We start from the raw sequence: 14,032 nt of genomic DNA, 5'->3' as shown, positions 1-14,032 counted from the left end.
AGGTTGCGCTTCTAAATAATTTTTGATAGAATAGGAAATAATATGTTAAAAAAAGCAGGATTAGCGTGCACCGTTTGTGGTTCACGAAATTACACCCTTACACTTTCGTCAGTGGCGAAAGAAAAACGCGTTGAGGTAAAAAAGTTTTGCCGAACATGCGGTAAACACACCCTCCATAAAGAAACGCGCTAAGCTCAATAAGGCGCCTGGAGGAAGAACTGACCACGTCGTCAGTAAATATTGAAGAAGAAATGGAACCTGTCAGAGCATCTGACAGCGATGGGAAAGTCTAATGTTTAAATTTATTGGTAGTATCGTTCAAGAAATGAAATTGACAACATGGCCAAGCCGCAAGCAATCTGTCCGCGACTTTTTTATGGTGATTGAGTACACGATTTTCTTCTTGATCTTTATTATGATTTTTGACTGGGTCACACAACATGGTATTACTTTCAGTGTAGATCACTTGGTACCATTGCTTAAATAATCTGCCTTTTGGGGCAGGTTTTTTCTTTAGAAGAGTGTTAAAAGCCCTTTTATTTCGTGATAAATATGATATAATAAGAGTATCAAAAAGGGCTGGACCCTTTTTCTTATCGCAAAATTTCACTGATAGCGCTATCAGTAAAAAACAAAAATATAAAATAAAATTGAGGTAGAAAAAATGGAAGAAAATAATTTAACAAGTTTTGATCAAGGTTGGTTTGTAATCCAAACTTACTCAGGCTACGAACGTAAAGTGAAAGAGGATTTGCTGGAACGTGCGGAACTTTATAACATGGCTGATAAAATTCTTCGCGTAGAAATTCCTACAGAAACCATTCGTACTGAAGTTAACGGAAAAATGAAAGATATCGAAGAAAATCTTTTCCCAGGTTATGTTTTGGTTGAAATGAACATGACTGATGAAGCATGGTTTATTGTTCGTAATACACCAAACGTTACAGGTTTCGTGGGTTCACATGGTAATCGTTCAAAACCAACTCCTCTTTTTGAAGAAGAAATTCAAGAAATTCTTATCGGTATGGGTAAAGTCGTTCGTGAAATTGACTTTGATGTCTATGTCGGTAAACGGGTTCGTATTGTTGATGGTGCTTTTTCAGGATTTGAAGCCCCAATCACAGAAATTAATGGAGACAAGTTAACCTTGACGGTTGATATGTTTGGACGAGCAACACCAGTAGAACTTGATATGCACCAAATTGAAGAAATTAAAGCTTAAAAACTGACCACGGCATAAGCCGTGGTTTTTCGATGTTTTTTTACTGACCGCTCAAAAAGTAGTACCCACCATATTAATTCTGCTGAAGTTTTGTTATAATTGAAAAAAATGAGTTAGGGGATATTTATGACGACTTTCTACCATTCTACACGTAACAAAAATAACCGGAAAACGGCTTCTCAAGCGATTCTTCAAGGTTTAGCTGAAGACGGGGGACTTTTTGTGCCTGTGGACTTTCCTCAATTGGATCTTGATTTTAAAACTTTACAAAATGCAACCTATCAAGAGATTGCTACGCTTGTTTTGAAGACGTTTTTTGATGATTTTACGGAATCGGAGATTCGGACAATGGTGGATGCTGCTTACGGCAAAAAGTTTGACCAACCAGAGATTGCCCCACTCAAAAAAGTAGGGGGAGTTCATGTTTTAGAGCTATTTCATGGTGAAACGTTAGCATTTAAAGACATGGCTTTATCAATCTTACCTCATTTGATGCAGCAAGCCGCTCAAAAAAATGGCGTGACTCGTGAAATAGTGATCCTCACAGCAACTTCTGGCGATACTGGTAAAGCCGCTATGGCTGGTTTTGCTGATGTGCCCCAAACAAAAATTATTGTTTTTTACCCGAAAAATGGGGTAAGTCCAATTCAGGCACAACAAATGTTGACCCAGCAGGGCGGAAATGTTCATGTTGTAGGCATTGATGGGAATTTTGACCAAGCTCAAACCGCTGTAAAAGCGATGTTCAACAGCACAGAGCTGCGTGAGAAAATGGCACAAAATGGCAAGCAATTCTCCTCTGCTAATTCCATGAATATTGGGCGTTTGATCCCCCAAGTAGCCTATTATATTTATGCTTATGCTCAAATGGTCAAGCAAAAACAGATCACGATTGGAGAGGAAATTAATTTTTCAGTACCCACAGGAAATTTTGGAAATATCCTAGCGGCATACTATGCTAAGAAATTGGGCTTACCCGTCCATCAGTTGATTTGTGCTTCTAATAAGAATAATGTACTAACGGACTTTTTTAAGTCGGGTCGCTATGATAAAAATCGGGCCTTTCATGTTACAAGCTCCCCTTCAATGGATATCTTGGTTTCTTCCAACCTTGAACGGTTGATCTTTGAGCTTACAAAAGAGGATGATCAAGCTACAGCAAAACTACTGACGGCGCTGTCAGTAGATGGTCATTATGAAATAACAGCACCCATGCAAGATAAGCTCAAAGATTTTGTGGCAGGTTGGGCATCTGAAGACGAGATTATTAAGGAAATTAAGCACACTTTCGAAGAAACGCATTATGTCTTTGATCCACATACTGCAGTTGCAAGTTCAGTTTATCATCAGCTCGCCCCTACCCAAAAAACAGTGGTAGTCAGCACAGCCAGCCCCTATAAATTTCCAGCAGTTGTTTTAGAAGCCATTCAGCCAAAAGAAGAGCGGACCGGTTCGTCAGCTGCTGACGGAGATTTTTCAGCGGTCGCAGCCTTGCAGCGTATCAGTGGTTTGGCTTTACCAGAAGCAATCCGTGGTTTAGAAACAGCCACAGTACGTCACCATACGACAGTTAAAGTTGAGCAAATGCAGTCGGAAGTTGAACGCTATTTGGGCTTATCATGAAAAGTAATAAAGCCATCTTAAAATTTGCTTTCCCTGCCATCATTGAAAACTTTTTGCAAATGTTAGTAGGAATAAGTGATACCATGATTGTTGCACATTTAAGTTTATCAGCGGTTGCAGCAGTATCGCTTGCTAACAACGTGATTACAGTTTATCAGGCCATTTTCATTGCATTAGGCACGATTGTATCGAGTTTGTTTGCAAAAGCCATGGCTGATAAAGCGGTAGTTGAGCAACAGCAATTAATCAATGGTGCAGTAAAGCTTACTGTTTTGATTAGCCTAGGGTTGGGCGTATCTACTCTAATATTGGCGGCTCCTGTACTTACCTTATTAGGTGCTAGAGGAGAAGTTCATGTGCTCGGTCAGCTTTATCTTTCTTTAGTGGGAGGGTTGATTGGGCTTCTAGGGTTGATGACGACCTTTGGGGCTTTGTTGCGAGCATCTGGTAATACAAAAACTCCAATGTGGGCCAGCCTTTTTGCAAATGTATTGAATCTCATCTTTTCTATTTTCTTTATTTTTGTTTTGCACTGGGGAGTGTGGGGGACGGCACTAGGAGCGGTATTAGCTCGAGGCTTTGGTGTGCTATACCTTTACCAGAAACTCCATACTCACCGCCCCAACCGTGGCTTTTATAAAGTAAAAATCGAAAAAGCGCTGATTAGGCTCACCCTTCCAGCTACTGGCGAGCGTCTGGCGATGCGTTTAGGTGACTTGCTCATCATGATGATTATTATTCATTTGGGAGAGCGTGTCTTTGCCGGGAATGCAATAGGTGAAAGCATCACTCAATTTAATTATATGCCAGCTTTTGGTATGGCGACAGTAACAGTAATATTGGTAGCTCAGGCTTTGGCTGATGAAAAACCTCAGGAAATTAAAGCTTATGTCAGAAAAACTTACTGGCTATCTACACTTATGATGGGTATCATCGGACTATTTATTGTCCTTTTACGCCAGCCGCTTAATTTGCTCTTCACAAAAGATTTATTGGCTATAAGAGCGAGCAATATCGTGATTCTATTTTCGTTTTTGGCAACTTTTTTTGTAACGGGGACGACTACTTATACTGCTGCCTTTCAAGGACTTGGAAATGCCAAGTTGTCATTTTATGCAACGACGGCAGGGATGTTTGGGATACGTTTATTTCTCGGCTTTGTCCTAGCGCTTCCCCTAAAAATGGGTCTAGAAGGAGTTTGGTTGGCAGTTTTGCTGGACAATCTTTTCCGTTTTCTCTTTTTGAAATTTAAATTTGATAAAAAGCTAAAAATGATGTAAAAAAATTACTGACGAAACTGTCAGTAATTTTTTTTTATTGTTTTTTCAACAAGTCGCGAATTTCTTGTAAAGTTTCCAATTCTTCGTTCTTTTCTTCTTGGACGACTTCCTCCTTTTTAGGGAAAATCTTATTGATAATCTTGATCAACATAAAAATGACAAAAGCTGTAATGACGAAGTTAATGACGTCATTCAAGAATGCCCCATAAGTAAATTTAGTTTTACCAATGGTAACCGATAGATGCGCTAGTGCAGTGCTTTGCACGAACATCCCAATTAAAGGGTTGATCAGATTATCTACTAAAGATTTAACCAAAGCGGTAAAAGCAGCCCCGATAATGACCCCAACGGCCAAGTCCAAGACGTTCCCGCGTAACACAAAATCCTTAAATTCTTTTAACATAAGTCCTCCTAATAACGTTTGTTTCTTAAATTATACCAAAAACTTAAATCGCTACAAAATAAAGCGTCCTCAACTGAAGTAAACAGAATACACTGTTTTATCCCTCATTAACACTGGATTATTAGAGAGAAGAAAATGAAAAATTACAGTGGAAGTTCGATTTAAAAATAAATTAAATAAAATCTCAAAAAAGCCTTGACAAGAAAAGGTTGCTTTGATAGAATAGACAAGTGCTGTTAAAAACAGTATGTAGCGATGAAACGAGAGGTTGCGACACACCCGAAGGTATTGCCATACCTAACGTGTCGGTTTTCCCGTTGAGCTAGCCTATTGAATACAATAGACGAGAGGAGAAAAAATGGCAACTAAAAAAATTCGCATTCGCTTGAAAGCATACGAACATCGTATCCTTGATGCAGCTGCAGAAAAAATCGTAGAAACTGCTAAACGTACAAACGCAGAAGTGAGTGGTCCAATTCCACTTCCTACTGACCGTAGCGTCTACACTGTTATCCGCGCGACTCACAAATACAAAGACTCACGCGAACAATTCGAAATGCGTACACACAAACGCTTGATTGACATCATCGAACCAACACAAAAAACTGTTGATTCATTGATGAAACTCGATTTGCCAAGTGGTGTAAACATCGAAATTAAACTCTAATTAAGAAAGGTAATTCTCATGTCAAAAGGAATCTTAGGGAAAAAAGTGGGAATGACTCAAATCTTCACTGAAAACGGCGAACTTATCCCCGTAACAGTGATCGAAGCGACTCCTAACACAGTTCTTCAAGTTAAAACTGTTGAAACAGACGGTTACGAAGCAACTCAAGTTGGTTTCGATACACTTCGTGAAGTTTTGACTAACAAACCTGCCAAAGGTCATGCTGCTAAAGCTAATACGACTCCTAAGCGCTTCGTTCGTGAATTCAAAGGACTCGAAGGCGCTGAAGTAGGAGCAGAAATCACTGTTGATACATTTGCGGCTGGAGATGTCGTTGATGTTACCGGAACTTCTAAAGGTAAAGGTTTCCAAGGCCCAATCAAACGTCATGGTCAATCACGTGGTCCTATGGCCCACGGTTCACGTTACCACCGTCGTCCTGGTTCAATGGGTCCTGTTGCAGCTAACAAAGTTCCAAAAGGTAAAAAACTTGCTGGACGTATGGGTAACAAACGTGTTACTGTACAAAACCTTGTTATCGCACAAGTGCTTCCTGAAAAGAATGTTATCCTTGTAAAAGGTAATGTCCCAGGTGCTAAGAAATCATTGATCGTAATTAAATCAGCGATCAAAGCTAAATAAGAAGGAAAGGAGATAGAAATCTATAATGGCAAAAGTATCATTATTTAAACAAGATGGTTCACAAGCTGGTGAAGTTACACTTAACGACTCAGTATTTGGTATCGAACCAAATGAATCTGTCGTATTCGACGTTGTAATCTCACAACGCGCTAGCCTTCGCCAAGGTACACACGCGCATAAAAACCGCTCTGCTGTATCTGGTGGTGGTAAAAAACCATGGCGTCAAAAAGGTACAGGTCGTGCCCGTCAAGGTTCTACCCGCTCTCCACAATGGCGTGGTGGTGGGACTGTCTTCGGTCCAAATCCACGTAGCTATGCCTACAAACTTCCACAAAAAGTTCGTCAATTGGCACTTAAATCAGTTTACTCAACAAAAGTTGCTGATGGCAAATTGATCGCTGTTGACGCCCTTGACTTTGCAGCTCCAAAAACTGCTGAATTTGCAAAAGTAATTTCAGCACTTTCAATTGAACGCAAAGTTCTTGTGGTTCTTCCAAACGAAGGTAACGAATTTGCAGAACGTTCTGCTCGTAACCTCGCAAACGTGAAAGTTACAACTGCTAACTCAGCATCTGTACTTGACATCGTTAACGCTGACAAACTCCTTGTGGTTCAATCAGCATTGACACAAATTGAGGAGGTTCTTGCATAATGTCACTTTATGATATCATCCGTAAACCTATCATCACTGAAGCTTCTATGCAAGCAATGGATCAAAAGAAATACACTTTCGAAGTAGATTCACGTGCGCATAAATTACTCATCAAACAAGCTGTTGAAGCTGTATTTGATGTAAAAGTTGCCTCAGTAAATACAATCAGCGTAAAACCAAAATCTAAACGTGTTGGTAAATACACTGGTACTAAATCAGGCTACAAAAAAGCTATCGTTACTTTAACTGAAGATTCTAAAACAATCGAAATCTTCGGTGAAGACGCAGAATAATAGAGGAGGAAAATCGTGGGAATTAAAGTTTACAAACCTACCACAAACGGTCGTCGTAACATGACTGGTAGCGACTTCGCTGAAATCACTACAAGTACTCCTGAAAAGAGCTTGCTTGTAAGCATGAGCAAAACTGCTGGTCGTAATAACACTGGTCGTATCACAGTCCGCCATCACGGTGGTGGTCACAAACGTAAATACCGTCTGATCGATTTCAAACGTACAACTGACAACGTAGTTGCCAAAGTTTCTACAATTGAATATGATCCAAACCGTACAGCAAACATCGCTTTGCTTACTTACGCTAACGGTGTTAAATCATACATCTTGGCTCCTAAAGGCCTTGAAGTAGGAATGACAGTTGTATCTGGCCCTGATGCCGATATCAAAGTTGGTAACGCATTGCCACTTGCTAACATTCCAGTTGGTACATTGATCCACAATATCGAATTGAAACCAGGAAAAGGCGGACAATTGGTTCGTTCAGCTGGTGCTTCAGCTCAAGTACTTGGTACTGAAGGTAAATACACACTTGTTCGTCTTCAATCAGGCGAAGTTCGTATGATCCTTTCAAGTTGCCGTGCTACTGTCGGTGTTGTAGGTAATGAACAACAAAACTTGATCAACCTTGGTAAAGCAGGACGTACACGTCACATGGGTATCCGCCCAACAGTTCGTGGTTCTGTAATGAACCCTAACGATCACCCACACGGTGGTGGTGAAGGTCGTCAACCAGTTGGTCGCAAGTCACCAATGACACCATGGGGCAAACCAGCTCTTGGTCTCAAGACTCGCAACAAGAAAGCAAAATCAAGCAAACTTATCGTTCGTCGTATCAACGACTAATAAGTCGCTTTATTTTCACAAGAGCCTTCTCGGCGTCTTGTTAAATTTGATAAAGCTTATCAAATTTAATGAGATGTCGAAAGTGCATCTATAATTCCGCCAACTCCGCCTTAGTAGCGGTAGTGGTACAAAATTTTAAAGGAGAAACTCGCAAAATGGGTCGTAGTCTTAAAAAAGGACCTTTCGTCGATGAGCATTTGATGAAAAAAGTTGAAGCTCAAGCTAACGCCGAAAGAAAATCTGTGATCAAAACTTGGTCACGCCGTTCTACAATCTTCCCTAACTTTGTAGGACTTACAATTGCTGTTTACGATGGTCGCAAACACGTACCAGTTTACGTTCAAGAAGATATGGTTGGACACAAACTTGGTGAATTCGCACCAACTCGTACTTACCGTGGTCACGCTGCTGACGACAAGAAAACACGTCGCTAATAGGAGGAGAATAAAATGGCAGAAATTACTTCAGCTAAAGCAACTGCTAAAACAGTTCGCGTTTCACCTCGTAAGACTCGTCTTGTTATCGATCTTATCCGCGGGAAACGTGTTGCAGATGCAATTGCAATCTTGAAATTTACACCGACTAAAGCTGCTGTAGAAGTTGAAAAAGTACTTAATAGTGCTATCGCTAATGCAGAAAATAACTTTGGTCTTGAAAAAGCTAACTTGGTAGTAAGCGAAACATTTGTTAACGAAGGACCAACAATGAAACGTTTCCGTCCACGTGCCAAAGGTTCAGCTTCACCAATTAACAAACGTACAGCTCACATCACTGTAGTTGTAGCTGAGAAAGAATAAGGAGGTAAAAACGTGGGTCAAAAAGTACATCCAATTGGTATGCGTGTTGGCGTTATTCGCGATTGGGATGCCAAATGGTATGCTGAAAAAGAATATGCGGATTACCTTCACGAAGACTTGGCAATTCGTCAACTTATCCAAACTAAACTTGCTGATGCTTCAGTATCATTGATTGAAACTGAACGTGCAATTAACAAAGTTATCGTAACTTTGCACACAGCAAAACCAGGTATGGTTATTGGTAAATCAGGAGCTAACGTTGATGCACTCCGTGCAGAACTCAACAAACTCACTGGTAAACAAGTTCACATCAACATCGTCGAAATCAAAAAACCTGATTTGGACGCACACCTTGTTGGTGAAGGAATTGCTCGTCAACTCGAAGCACGTATCGCTTTCCGTCGTGCTCAAAAACAAGCGATCCAACGTGCAATGCGCGCTGGTGCAAAAGGGATCAAAACTCAAGTTTCTGGTCGTTTGAATGGTGCTGATATTGCCCGTGCTGAAGGTTATTCAGAAGGTACAGTTCCACTCCACACACTTCGTGCGGATATCGACTATGCTTGGGAAGAAGCAGACACTACTTACGGTAAACTCGGCGTTAAAGTTTGGATCTACCGTGGTGAAGTTCTCCCTACTAAAAAATCTGTGAAAGGAGAAAAATAATCCATGTTAGTACCAAAACGTGTAAAACACCGTCGTGAATTCCGCGGTAAAATGCGCGGTTATGCTAAAGGTGGCGATACAGTATCATTCGGTGAATATGGTCTTCAAGCGACTACATCTCACTGGATTACTAACCGTCAAATCGAAGCAGCCCGTATTGCTATGACTCGTTACATGAAACGTAACGGTCAAGTTTGGATTAAAATCTTCCCTCACAAATCATACACAGCCAAAGCTATTGGTGTGCGTATGGGTTCAGGGAAAGGTGCTCCTGAAGGTTGGGTTGCTCCAGTTAAACGTGGCGTTGTCATGTTTGAATTGGGCGGCGTTAGTGAAGAAACTGCACGCGAAGCGTTGCGTCTTGCTTCACACAAACTTCCTGTTAAAACTAAATTTGTGAAACGAGGTGAAGCGTAATGAAATTGAGCGAAACTAAATCACTTCTTAAAGATTTGCGCGCATTGTCAGTTGAAGAATTGACAGCTCGTGAAGCAGAATTGAAAAAAGAATTGTTTGATCTTCGTTTCCAAGCAGCAGCTGGTCGTCTCGAAAACACAGCTAAGCTTGATGAAGTCAAGAAAACTATTGCACGTGTAAAAACTGTGCAAGCTGAATTGAACAAATAATAGGTCAGGAGAAACTATAAATGGAACGCAAACAACGTAAAGTTTATCAAGGCCGCGTGGTTTCAGACAAAATGGATAAAACCATCACTGTTGTCGTAGAAACTAAGCGTAACCACCCTGTCTATGGTAAACGTATCAATTACTCAAAAAAATATAAAGCTCACGACGAAAACAACACTGCAAAAACTGGCGACATCGTTCGTATCATGGAAACTCGTCCTTTGTCTAAGGACAAACATTTCCGTCTTGTAGAAATCGTTGAAGAAGCAGTTATTATCTAAGCAAAACTAGGAGGAATATAGCATGATTCAAACAGAATCTCGTTTGAAAGTTGCAGATAACTCAGGTGCTAAAGAACTTTTGACAATCCGTGTTCTCGGTGGTTCAAGCCGTAAGTTCGCTGGTATCGGTGATATCATTGTAGCTACAGTTAAATCAGCTGCCCCTGGTGGAGCAGTTAAAAAAGGTGACGTTGTGAAAGCCGTTATCGTTCGTACTAAATCTGGTGCGAAACGTCCAGACGGTTCATACATCAAATTTGATGAAAACGCAGCAGTACTTATCCGTGATGATAAAACTCCTCGCGGAACTCGTATCTTTGGACCAGTTGCACGTGAACTCCGCGAAGGCGGCTACATGAAGATCGTGTCACTTGCTCCTGAAGTACTTTAATCAAGCATCATAAAAGTATGATTTTGTTAAAGAGTCTTCTTTGACAGAATCATATTTTACTGTTACTATTAACAGCATAGTCCCCTGCTACCGAGAGGGACAGGGTGCCCCTGAGGGCGTAAGAAAGGAAATAAACATGTTTGTAAAAACTGGTGATACAGTTAAAGTTATCGCAGGTAAAGACCGCGGTACAACTGGTAAAGTCATTAAAGCTTTGCCAAAAATGAATAAAGTCGTTGTTGAAGGTGTTGCTATCATGAAGAAACACCAAAAACCAAATGCAGAAAACCCAAGTGGTGCTATTCTTGAAATCGAAGCTCCTATCCACGTTTCTAACGTGCAAGTGCTTGATAAAAATGGCGTTGCTGGTCGTGTAGGTTACAAATTTGTTGACGGCAAAAAAGTTCGTTTCAACAAAAAATCTGGCGAAATTTTAGACTAAGGCGGAAAGGAGAAATAATATGACTAATCGTTTGAAAGATAAATATACTAACGAAGTAGTACCAGCGTTGACTGAAAAATTCAACTACACTTCAATCATGGCTGTACCAAAAGTTGATAAAATTGTTATCAACATGGGTGTTGGAGATGCTGTAAACAACTCTAAAAACCTTGATAAAGCTGTTGCTGAATTGGCTTTGATCTCTGGTCAAAAACCATTGATTACTAAAGCTAAAAAATCAGTTGCTGCTTTCCGTCTTCGTGAAGGTATGCCAATCGGTGCGAAAGTTACACTTCGTGGCGAACGTATGTACGAATTCTTGGATAAATTGGTTACTGTTTCACTCCCACGTGTACGTGACTTCCACGGTGTTTCAAACAAAGCGTTTGACGGTCGCGGTAACTACACACTTGGTGTGAAGGAACAATTGATTTTCCCAGAAATCAACTATGATGATGTTGATAAAGTTCGTGGTATGGATATTGTTATCGTAACTACTGCTAACTCTGATGAAGAATCACACGAATTGCTTGCTAAACTCGGCATGCCGTTCGCTAAATAAGATAGGGAGAATACATAAATGGCTAAGAAATCTATGGTTGTTAAAAACCAACGCCCTGCAAAATTCTCAACACAAGCTTATACTCGTTGCGAACGTTGCGGACGTCCACATTCAGTTTACCGCAAATTTAAACTTTGCCGTATCTGCTTGCGCGAATTGGCTTACAAAGGTCAATTGCCAGGCGTTAAAAAAGCTTCATGGTAATTCAATAATTACTGATAAACAAAAATACTGACAGTTTCGTCAGTATTTTTTTGTTTTCCATACCAGAGAAATATAGTCATTGTTTGTTGCAAGCGTCAGAGTTTGCAAGGCTCAAGAAGGAGGACACACCCGAAAACATTGTAAAGAAAAGTATTGACATGCTGCGGAAGTTCTGCTATACTAATTAAGTTCGGTCTTTTTTATATAAAAGGCCTCATTAATTTGAAAGTGGGATTTGAACAAGCCCAAACTACAAATAAGGAGAAATTACTAATGGTAATGACTGACCCAATTGCAGACTTCTTGACTCGTATTCGTAATGGTAACATGCGTAAATTCGATGTTGTTGAAGCACCTGCATCTAAAATCAAACGTCAAATCGCTGAAATCCTCAAAGCTGAAGGTTACGTGAAAGACGTTGAATACGTTGAAGATAACAAACAAGGTGTAATCCGCGTTTTCCTTAAATACGGTAAAAACGGCGAAAAAGTTATCACTAACTTGAAACGTATTTCAAAACCAGGTCTTCGCGTTTACGTGAAATCTGACGATGTACCTAAAGTTCTTAATGGTCTTGGTACAGCAATCATCTCAACATCTACTGGTGTCGTAACTGATAAAGTTGCCCGCGAAAACAATGTTGGTGGTGAAGTAATTGCCTACATCTGGTAATTAGGCGATCTGCGTAAGCAGACTGCTACTAGAAGTTACTGACAGCTCTGTCAGTAGCCTCGCTACACTCTTTAAATCACTTGATTTAAAACCCGTGAAAACGGATTGCTGAGCAATCTGATAATTTAACAGGAGAAAAAACATGTCACGTATTGGTAACAAAGTCATCGTTATCCCTGCAGGCGTATCTGTAGACGTAAACGGTGCAACTGTCACTGTCAAAGGACCTAAAGGTGAACTTGTTCGTTCATTCAACGAAAACATCACACTTGAAATCGCTGAAAACGAAATCACTGTAAAACGTCCAAACGACACTAAAGAAATGAAAATGCTCCACGGAACTACTCGTGCCCTTCTTGCTAACATGGTAGAAGGTGTCTCAACTGGTTTCTCTAAAGCACTTGAAATGATCGGGGTTGGGTACCGTGCACAATTGCAAGGAACTAAACTTGTATTGTCAGTTGGTAAATCACATCCAGACGAAGTAGAAGCTCCAGAAGGCATCAAGTTTGTTGTTGCTACTCCAACTTCTATCGTAGTTGAAGGTGTAAGTAAAGAAGCTGTTGGTCAAATGGCTGCTTACATCCGTAGCCGTCGTGCTCCAGAACCTTATAAAGGTAAAGGGATCCGCTACGTTGGTGAATACGTTCGTCGTAAAGAAGGTAAAACTGGTAAATAATTTTTGTCCAAATAAGATTCACTTGAATCGGTATTTAGCAAAAAGTGTTATCCGTAATTGGTGGCTGACAGCTCTGTCAGTTGCCAGTATTTTGTCAATGCTAACTTTGTTAGACAGACAAAAACTCCCCGCTTACTGACCATGCTGTCAGTAAGAAAATCGATGGCAAAAACTATCGAAATTTAAAATTATATAGAGGTAGAATTGTGATTTCTAAACCAGATAAAAACAAACTCCGCCAAAAACGTCACACACGTGTACGCGGTAAAATTTCAGGAACATCTGAAACTCCACGTTTGAACGTTTTCCGTTCAAACACAAACATTTATGCACAAGTCATTGATGACGTAACTGGTACAACACTTGCATCAGCTTCATCACTCAAATTGACTGGTACTAAAACTGAACAAGCCGCAGAAGTTGGTAAACTCGTTGCTGAAGCTGCAAAAGCTAAAGGCGTTGAAGAAGTTGTCTTCGACCGCGGTGGTTACCTCTATCACGGACGTGTTGCAGCACTCGCTACAGCAGCTCGTGAAGCTGGATTGAAATTCTAAGGAAAGGGGTAATTAAACATGGCAGAAAACAGAAGAAATGATCGCGAACAAAGCGAATTTGAAGAACGCGTAGTTTCAATTAACCGCGTTACTAAAGTTGTTAAAGGTGGACGTCGTCTTCGCTTTGCAGCACTTGTTGTTGTTGGTGACCGTAACGGTCGCGTAGGTTTCGGTACTGGTAAAGCTCAAGAAGTTCCAGAAGCTATCCGTAAAGCAATCGAAGCAGCTAAGAAAAACCTTATTACAGTTCCTATGGTAGGTACTACACTTCCTCACGAAGCACTTGGTGTCTTCGGTGGTGGTAAAATCCTCCTTAAACCAGCTGTAGAAGGTGCTGGAGTTGCCGCAGGTGGTGCCGTTCGTGCCGTCCTCGAACTCGCTGGTGTTGCTGACGTAACATCAAAATCACTTGGATCAAACACACCAATCAACGTTGTTCGTGCAACTGTTGATGGATTGAATCAATTGAAACGTGCTGAAGAAGTTGCTGCATTACGCGGTAAATCTGTATCAGATTTCGCCTAAGGAGG

The 14,032-nt window shown here is 40.6% G+C and carries 25 protein-coding genes; 24 read left to right on the top strand and 1 reads right to left on the bottom strand.

Features of this window, described 5'->3' with window-relative positions; genetic code table 11:
* Positions 1-42: 42 nt before the first annotated feature.
* The 5 genes from rpmG (at position 43) to JKP71_RS07560 (ending at position 4,125) form a co-directional block, all read left to right on the top strand.
* Positions 43-192 carry a 50S ribosomal protein L33 gene (rpmG, locus tag JKP71_RS07580; protein ID WP_075525600.1) on the top strand — a complete coding sequence of 50 codons (150 nt, stop codon included), beginning with the start codon at positions 43-45 and terminating at the stop codon, positions 190-192.
* 100 nt (positions 193-292) lie between these two features.
* Entirely contained in the window at positions 293-487 is a 195-nt protein-coding gene (secE, locus tag JKP71_RS07575) for a preprotein translocase subunit SecE (protein WP_075525601.1), read from the top strand.
* Between the two features lie 177 nt (positions 488-664).
* Positions 665-1,222 (top strand): transcription termination/antitermination protein NusG, encoded by a 558-nt coding sequence (gene nusG, locus JKP71_RS07570; protein WP_075525602.1) that lies wholly within the window; start codon positions 665-667, stop codon positions 1,220-1,222.
* Positions 1,223-1,348: 126 nt separating this feature from the next.
* Positions 1,349-2,845 carry a threonine synthase gene (thrC, locus tag JKP71_RS07565; RefSeq protein ID WP_200407571.1) on the top strand — a complete coding sequence of 499 codons (1,497 nt, stop codon included), beginning with the start codon at positions 1,349-1,351 and terminating at the stop codon, positions 2,843-2,845.
* Positions 2,842-4,125 carry an MATE family efflux transporter gene (locus JKP71_RS07560; protein WP_200407570.1) on the top strand — a complete coding sequence of 428 codons (1,284 nt, stop codon included), beginning with the start codon at positions 2,842-2,844 and terminating at the stop codon, positions 4,123-4,125. Before thrC ends, JKP71_RS07560 begins: the two co-directional genes overlap by 4 nt.
* Positions 4,126-4,159: 34 nt before the next feature.
* Here the strand turns inward: JKP71_RS07560 and mscL are convergent, their stop codons facing one another.
* Complete coding sequence (mscL, locus tag JKP71_RS07555; protein ID WP_075525605.1) at positions 4,160-4,528, bottom strand: large-conductance mechanosensitive channel protein MscL; 369 nt, start codon at positions 4,526-4,528, stop codon at positions 4,160-4,162.
* A 358-nt stretch (positions 4,529-4,886) separates the two neighbouring features.
* Here mscL and rpsJ point away from each other — a divergent pair, with 358 nt between their 5' ends.
* From rpsJ to rpsE, 19 genes are all read left to right on the top strand, one after another.
* Entirely contained in the window at positions 4,887-5,195 is a 309-nt protein-coding gene (rpsJ, locus tag JKP71_RS07550; RefSeq protein ID WP_003129973.1) for a 30S ribosomal protein S10, read from the top strand.
* Between the two features lie 18 nt (positions 5,196-5,213).
* A complete protein-coding gene (rplC, locus tag JKP71_RS07545; RefSeq protein WP_075525606.1) occupies positions 5,214-5,837 on the top strand; it encodes a 50S ribosomal protein L3 in 624 nt (207 codons plus the stop codon).
* 25 nt (positions 5,838-5,862) lie between these two features.
* Positions 5,863-6,489: a 50S ribosomal protein L4 gene (gene rplD, locus JKP71_RS07540; RefSeq protein WP_075525607.1), complete on the top strand. Its 627-nt coding sequence runs from the start codon at positions 5,863-5,865 to the stop codon at positions 6,487-6,489.
* A complete protein-coding gene (locus tag JKP71_RS07535) occupies positions 6,489-6,782 on the top strand; it encodes a 50S ribosomal protein L23 (RefSeq protein ID WP_075525608.1) in 294 nt (97 codons plus the stop codon). Before rplD ends, JKP71_RS07535 begins: the two co-directional genes overlap by 1 nt.
* Positions 6,783-6,797: 15 nt before the next feature.
* The gene (gene rplB, locus JKP71_RS07530; RefSeq protein WP_075525609.1) at positions 6,798-7,628 is read left to right on the top strand and encodes a 50S ribosomal protein L2; all 831 of its coding nucleotides are present in this window, start codon (positions 6,798-6,800) and stop codon (positions 7,626-7,628) included.
* A gap of 155 nt (positions 7,629-7,783) precedes the next feature.
* Entirely contained in the window at positions 7,784-8,062 is a 279-nt protein-coding gene (rpsS, locus tag JKP71_RS07525; protein ID WP_075525610.1) for a 30S ribosomal protein S19, read from the top strand.
* Between the two features lie 15 nt (positions 8,063-8,077).
* Positions 8,078-8,425, top strand: a complete 348-nt coding sequence (gene rplV, locus JKP71_RS07520; RefSeq protein ID WP_075525611.1) for a 50S ribosomal protein L22 — start codon at positions 8,078-8,080, stop codon at positions 8,423-8,425.
* Positions 8,426-8,437: 12 nt separating this feature from the next.
* Entirely contained in the window at positions 8,438-9,091 is a 654-nt protein-coding gene (rpsC, locus tag JKP71_RS07515; RefSeq protein WP_075525612.1) for a 30S ribosomal protein S3, read from the top strand.
* Between the two features lie 3 nt (positions 9,092-9,094).
* On the top strand, positions 9,095-9,508 hold the full coding sequence (gene rplP, locus JKP71_RS07510) for a 50S ribosomal protein L16 (RefSeq protein WP_075525613.1): 414 nt from the start codon (positions 9,095-9,097) through the stop codon (positions 9,506-9,508).
* Positions 9,508-9,717: a 50S ribosomal protein L29 gene (rpmC, locus tag JKP71_RS07505; RefSeq protein ID WP_075525614.1), complete on the top strand. Its 210-nt coding sequence runs from the start codon at positions 9,508-9,510 to the stop codon at positions 9,715-9,717. Before rplP ends, rpmC begins: the two co-directional genes overlap by 1 nt.
* Positions 9,718-9,737: 20 nt before the next feature.
* Positions 9,738-9,998 carry a 30S ribosomal protein S17 gene (gene rpsQ, locus JKP71_RS07500; protein ID WP_075525615.1) on the top strand — a complete coding sequence of 87 codons (261 nt, stop codon included), beginning with the start codon at positions 9,738-9,740 and terminating at the stop codon, positions 9,996-9,998.
* 22 nt (positions 9,999-10,020) lie between these two features.
* On the top strand, positions 10,021-10,389 hold the full coding sequence (gene rplN / locus JKP71_RS07495) for a 50S ribosomal protein L14 (RefSeq protein WP_075525616.1): 369 nt from the start codon (positions 10,021-10,023) through the stop codon (positions 10,387-10,389).
* A 136-nt stretch (positions 10,390-10,525) separates the two neighbouring features.
* Complete coding sequence (gene rplX / locus JKP71_RS07490) at positions 10,526-10,831, top strand: 50S ribosomal protein L24 (protein ID WP_075525617.1); 306 nt, start codon at positions 10,526-10,528, stop codon at positions 10,829-10,831.
* Between the two features lie 19 nt (positions 10,832-10,850).
* The gene (gene rplE, locus JKP71_RS07485) at positions 10,851-11,393 is read left to right on the top strand and encodes a 50S ribosomal protein L5 (protein WP_075525618.1); all 543 of its coding nucleotides are present in this window, start codon (positions 10,851-10,853) and stop codon (positions 11,391-11,393) included.
* Between the two features lie 18 nt (positions 11,394-11,411).
* Positions 11,412-11,597 carry a type Z 30S ribosomal protein S14 gene (locus JKP71_RS07480; RefSeq protein ID WP_003129946.1) on the top strand — a complete coding sequence of 62 codons (186 nt, stop codon included), beginning with the start codon at positions 11,412-11,414 and terminating at the stop codon, positions 11,595-11,597.
* Between the two features lie 273 nt (positions 11,598-11,870).
* Positions 11,871-12,269, top strand: coding sequence for a 30S ribosomal protein S8 (gene rpsH / locus JKP71_RS07475; protein WP_075525619.1), 399 nt, complete (start codon positions 11,871-11,873; stop codon positions 12,267-12,269).
* 142 nt (positions 12,270-12,411) lie between these two features.
* Positions 12,412-12,948 carry a 50S ribosomal protein L6 gene (gene rplF / locus JKP71_RS07470; RefSeq protein WP_200407569.1) on the top strand — a complete coding sequence of 179 codons (537 nt, stop codon included), beginning with the start codon at positions 12,412-12,414 and terminating at the stop codon, positions 12,946-12,948.
* A 206-nt stretch (positions 12,949-13,154) separates the two neighbouring features.
* The gene (rplR, locus tag JKP71_RS07465) at positions 13,155-13,502 is read left to right on the top strand and encodes a 50S ribosomal protein L18 (protein ID WP_003129924.1); all 348 of its coding nucleotides are present in this window, start codon (positions 13,155-13,157) and stop codon (positions 13,500-13,502) included.
* An 18-nt stretch (positions 13,503-13,520) separates the two neighbouring features.
* Positions 13,521-14,027, top strand: a complete 507-nt coding sequence (rpsE, locus tag JKP71_RS07460; protein WP_003129922.1) for a 30S ribosomal protein S5 — start codon at positions 13,521-13,523, stop codon at positions 14,025-14,027.
* The last annotated feature ends 5 nt before the right edge of the window (positions 14,028-14,032 follow it).

Source organism: Lactococcus taiwanensis (assembly GCF_014905395.1).
Taxonomy (GTDB): domain Bacteria; phylum Bacillota; class Bacilli; order Lactobacillales; family Streptococcaceae; genus Lactococcus; species Lactococcus taiwanensis.
This window is presented reverse-complemented; position numbering and strand designations above follow the sequence as displayed.

Excerpts from the sequence above, each read along its gene's own strand:
- rpmG (WP_075525600.1), top strand. The coding sequence starts at position 43 with ATGTTAAAAAAAGCAGGATTAGCGTGCACCGTTTGTGGTTCACGAAAT.
- secE (WP_075525601.1), top strand. The coding sequence starts at position 293 with ATGTTTAAATTTATTGGTAGTATCGTTCAAGAAATGAAATTGACAACA.
- nusG (WP_075525602.1), top strand. The coding sequence starts at position 665 with ATGGAAGAAAATAATTTAACAAGTTTTGATCAAGGTTGGTTTGTAATC.
- thrC (WP_200407571.1), top strand. The coding sequence starts at position 1,349 with ATGACGACTTTCTACCATTCTACACGTAACAAAAATAACCGGAAAACG.
- JKP71_RS07560 (WP_200407570.1), top strand. The coding sequence starts at position 2,842 with ATGAAAAGTAATAAAGCCATCTTAAAATTTGCTTTCCCTGCCATCATT.
- mscL (WP_075525605.1), bottom strand. The coding sequence starts at position 4,528 with ATGTTAAAAGAATTTAAGGATTTTGTGTTACGCGGGAACGTCTTGGAC.
- rpsJ (WP_003129973.1), top strand. The coding sequence starts at position 4,887 with ATGGCAACTAAAAAAATTCGCATTCGCTTGAAAGCATACGAACATCGT.
- rplC (WP_075525606.1), top strand. The coding sequence starts at position 5,214 with ATGTCAAAAGGAATCTTAGGGAAAAAAGTGGGAATGACTCAAATCTTC.
- rplD (WP_075525607.1), top strand. The coding sequence starts at position 5,863 with ATGGCAAAAGTATCATTATTTAAACAAGATGGTTCACAAGCTGGTGAA.
- JKP71_RS07535 (WP_075525608.1), top strand. The coding sequence starts at position 6,489 with ATGTCACTTTATGATATCATCCGTAAACCTATCATCACTGAAGCTTCT.
- rpsS (WP_075525610.1), top strand. The coding sequence starts at position 7,784 with ATGGGTCGTAGTCTTAAAAAAGGACCTTTCGTCGATGAGCATTTGATG.
- rplV (WP_075525611.1), top strand. The coding sequence starts at position 8,078 with ATGGCAGAAATTACTTCAGCTAAAGCAACTGCTAAAACAGTTCGCGTT.
- rplP (WP_075525613.1), top strand. The coding sequence starts at position 9,095 with ATGTTAGTACCAAAACGTGTAAAACACCGTCGTGAATTCCGCGGTAAA.
- rpmC (WP_075525614.1), top strand. The coding sequence starts at position 9,508 with ATGAAATTGAGCGAAACTAAATCACTTCTTAAAGATTTGCGCGCATTG.
- rpsQ (WP_075525615.1), top strand. The coding sequence starts at position 9,738 with ATGGAACGCAAACAACGTAAAGTTTATCAAGGCCGCGTGGTTTCAGAC.
- rplN (WP_075525616.1), top strand. The coding sequence starts at position 10,021 with ATGATTCAAACAGAATCTCGTTTGAAAGTTGCAGATAACTCAGGTGCT.
- rplX (WP_075525617.1), top strand. The coding sequence starts at position 10,526 with ATGTTTGTAAAAACTGGTGATACAGTTAAAGTTATCGCAGGTAAAGAC.
- rplE (WP_075525618.1), top strand. The coding sequence starts at position 10,851 with ATGACTAATCGTTTGAAAGATAAATATACTAACGAAGTAGTACCAGCG.
- JKP71_RS07480 (WP_003129946.1), top strand. The coding sequence starts at position 11,412 with ATGGCTAAGAAATCTATGGTTGTTAAAAACCAACGCCCTGCAAAATTC.
- rpsH (WP_075525619.1), top strand. The coding sequence starts at position 11,871 with ATGGTAATGACTGACCCAATTGCAGACTTCTTGACTCGTATTCGTAAT.
- rplF (WP_200407569.1), top strand. The coding sequence starts at position 12,412 with ATGTCACGTATTGGTAACAAAGTCATCGTTATCCCTGCAGGCGTATCT.
- rpsE (WP_003129922.1), top strand. The coding sequence starts at position 13,521 with ATGGCAGAAAACAGAAGAAATGATCGCGAACAAAGCGAATTTGAAGAA.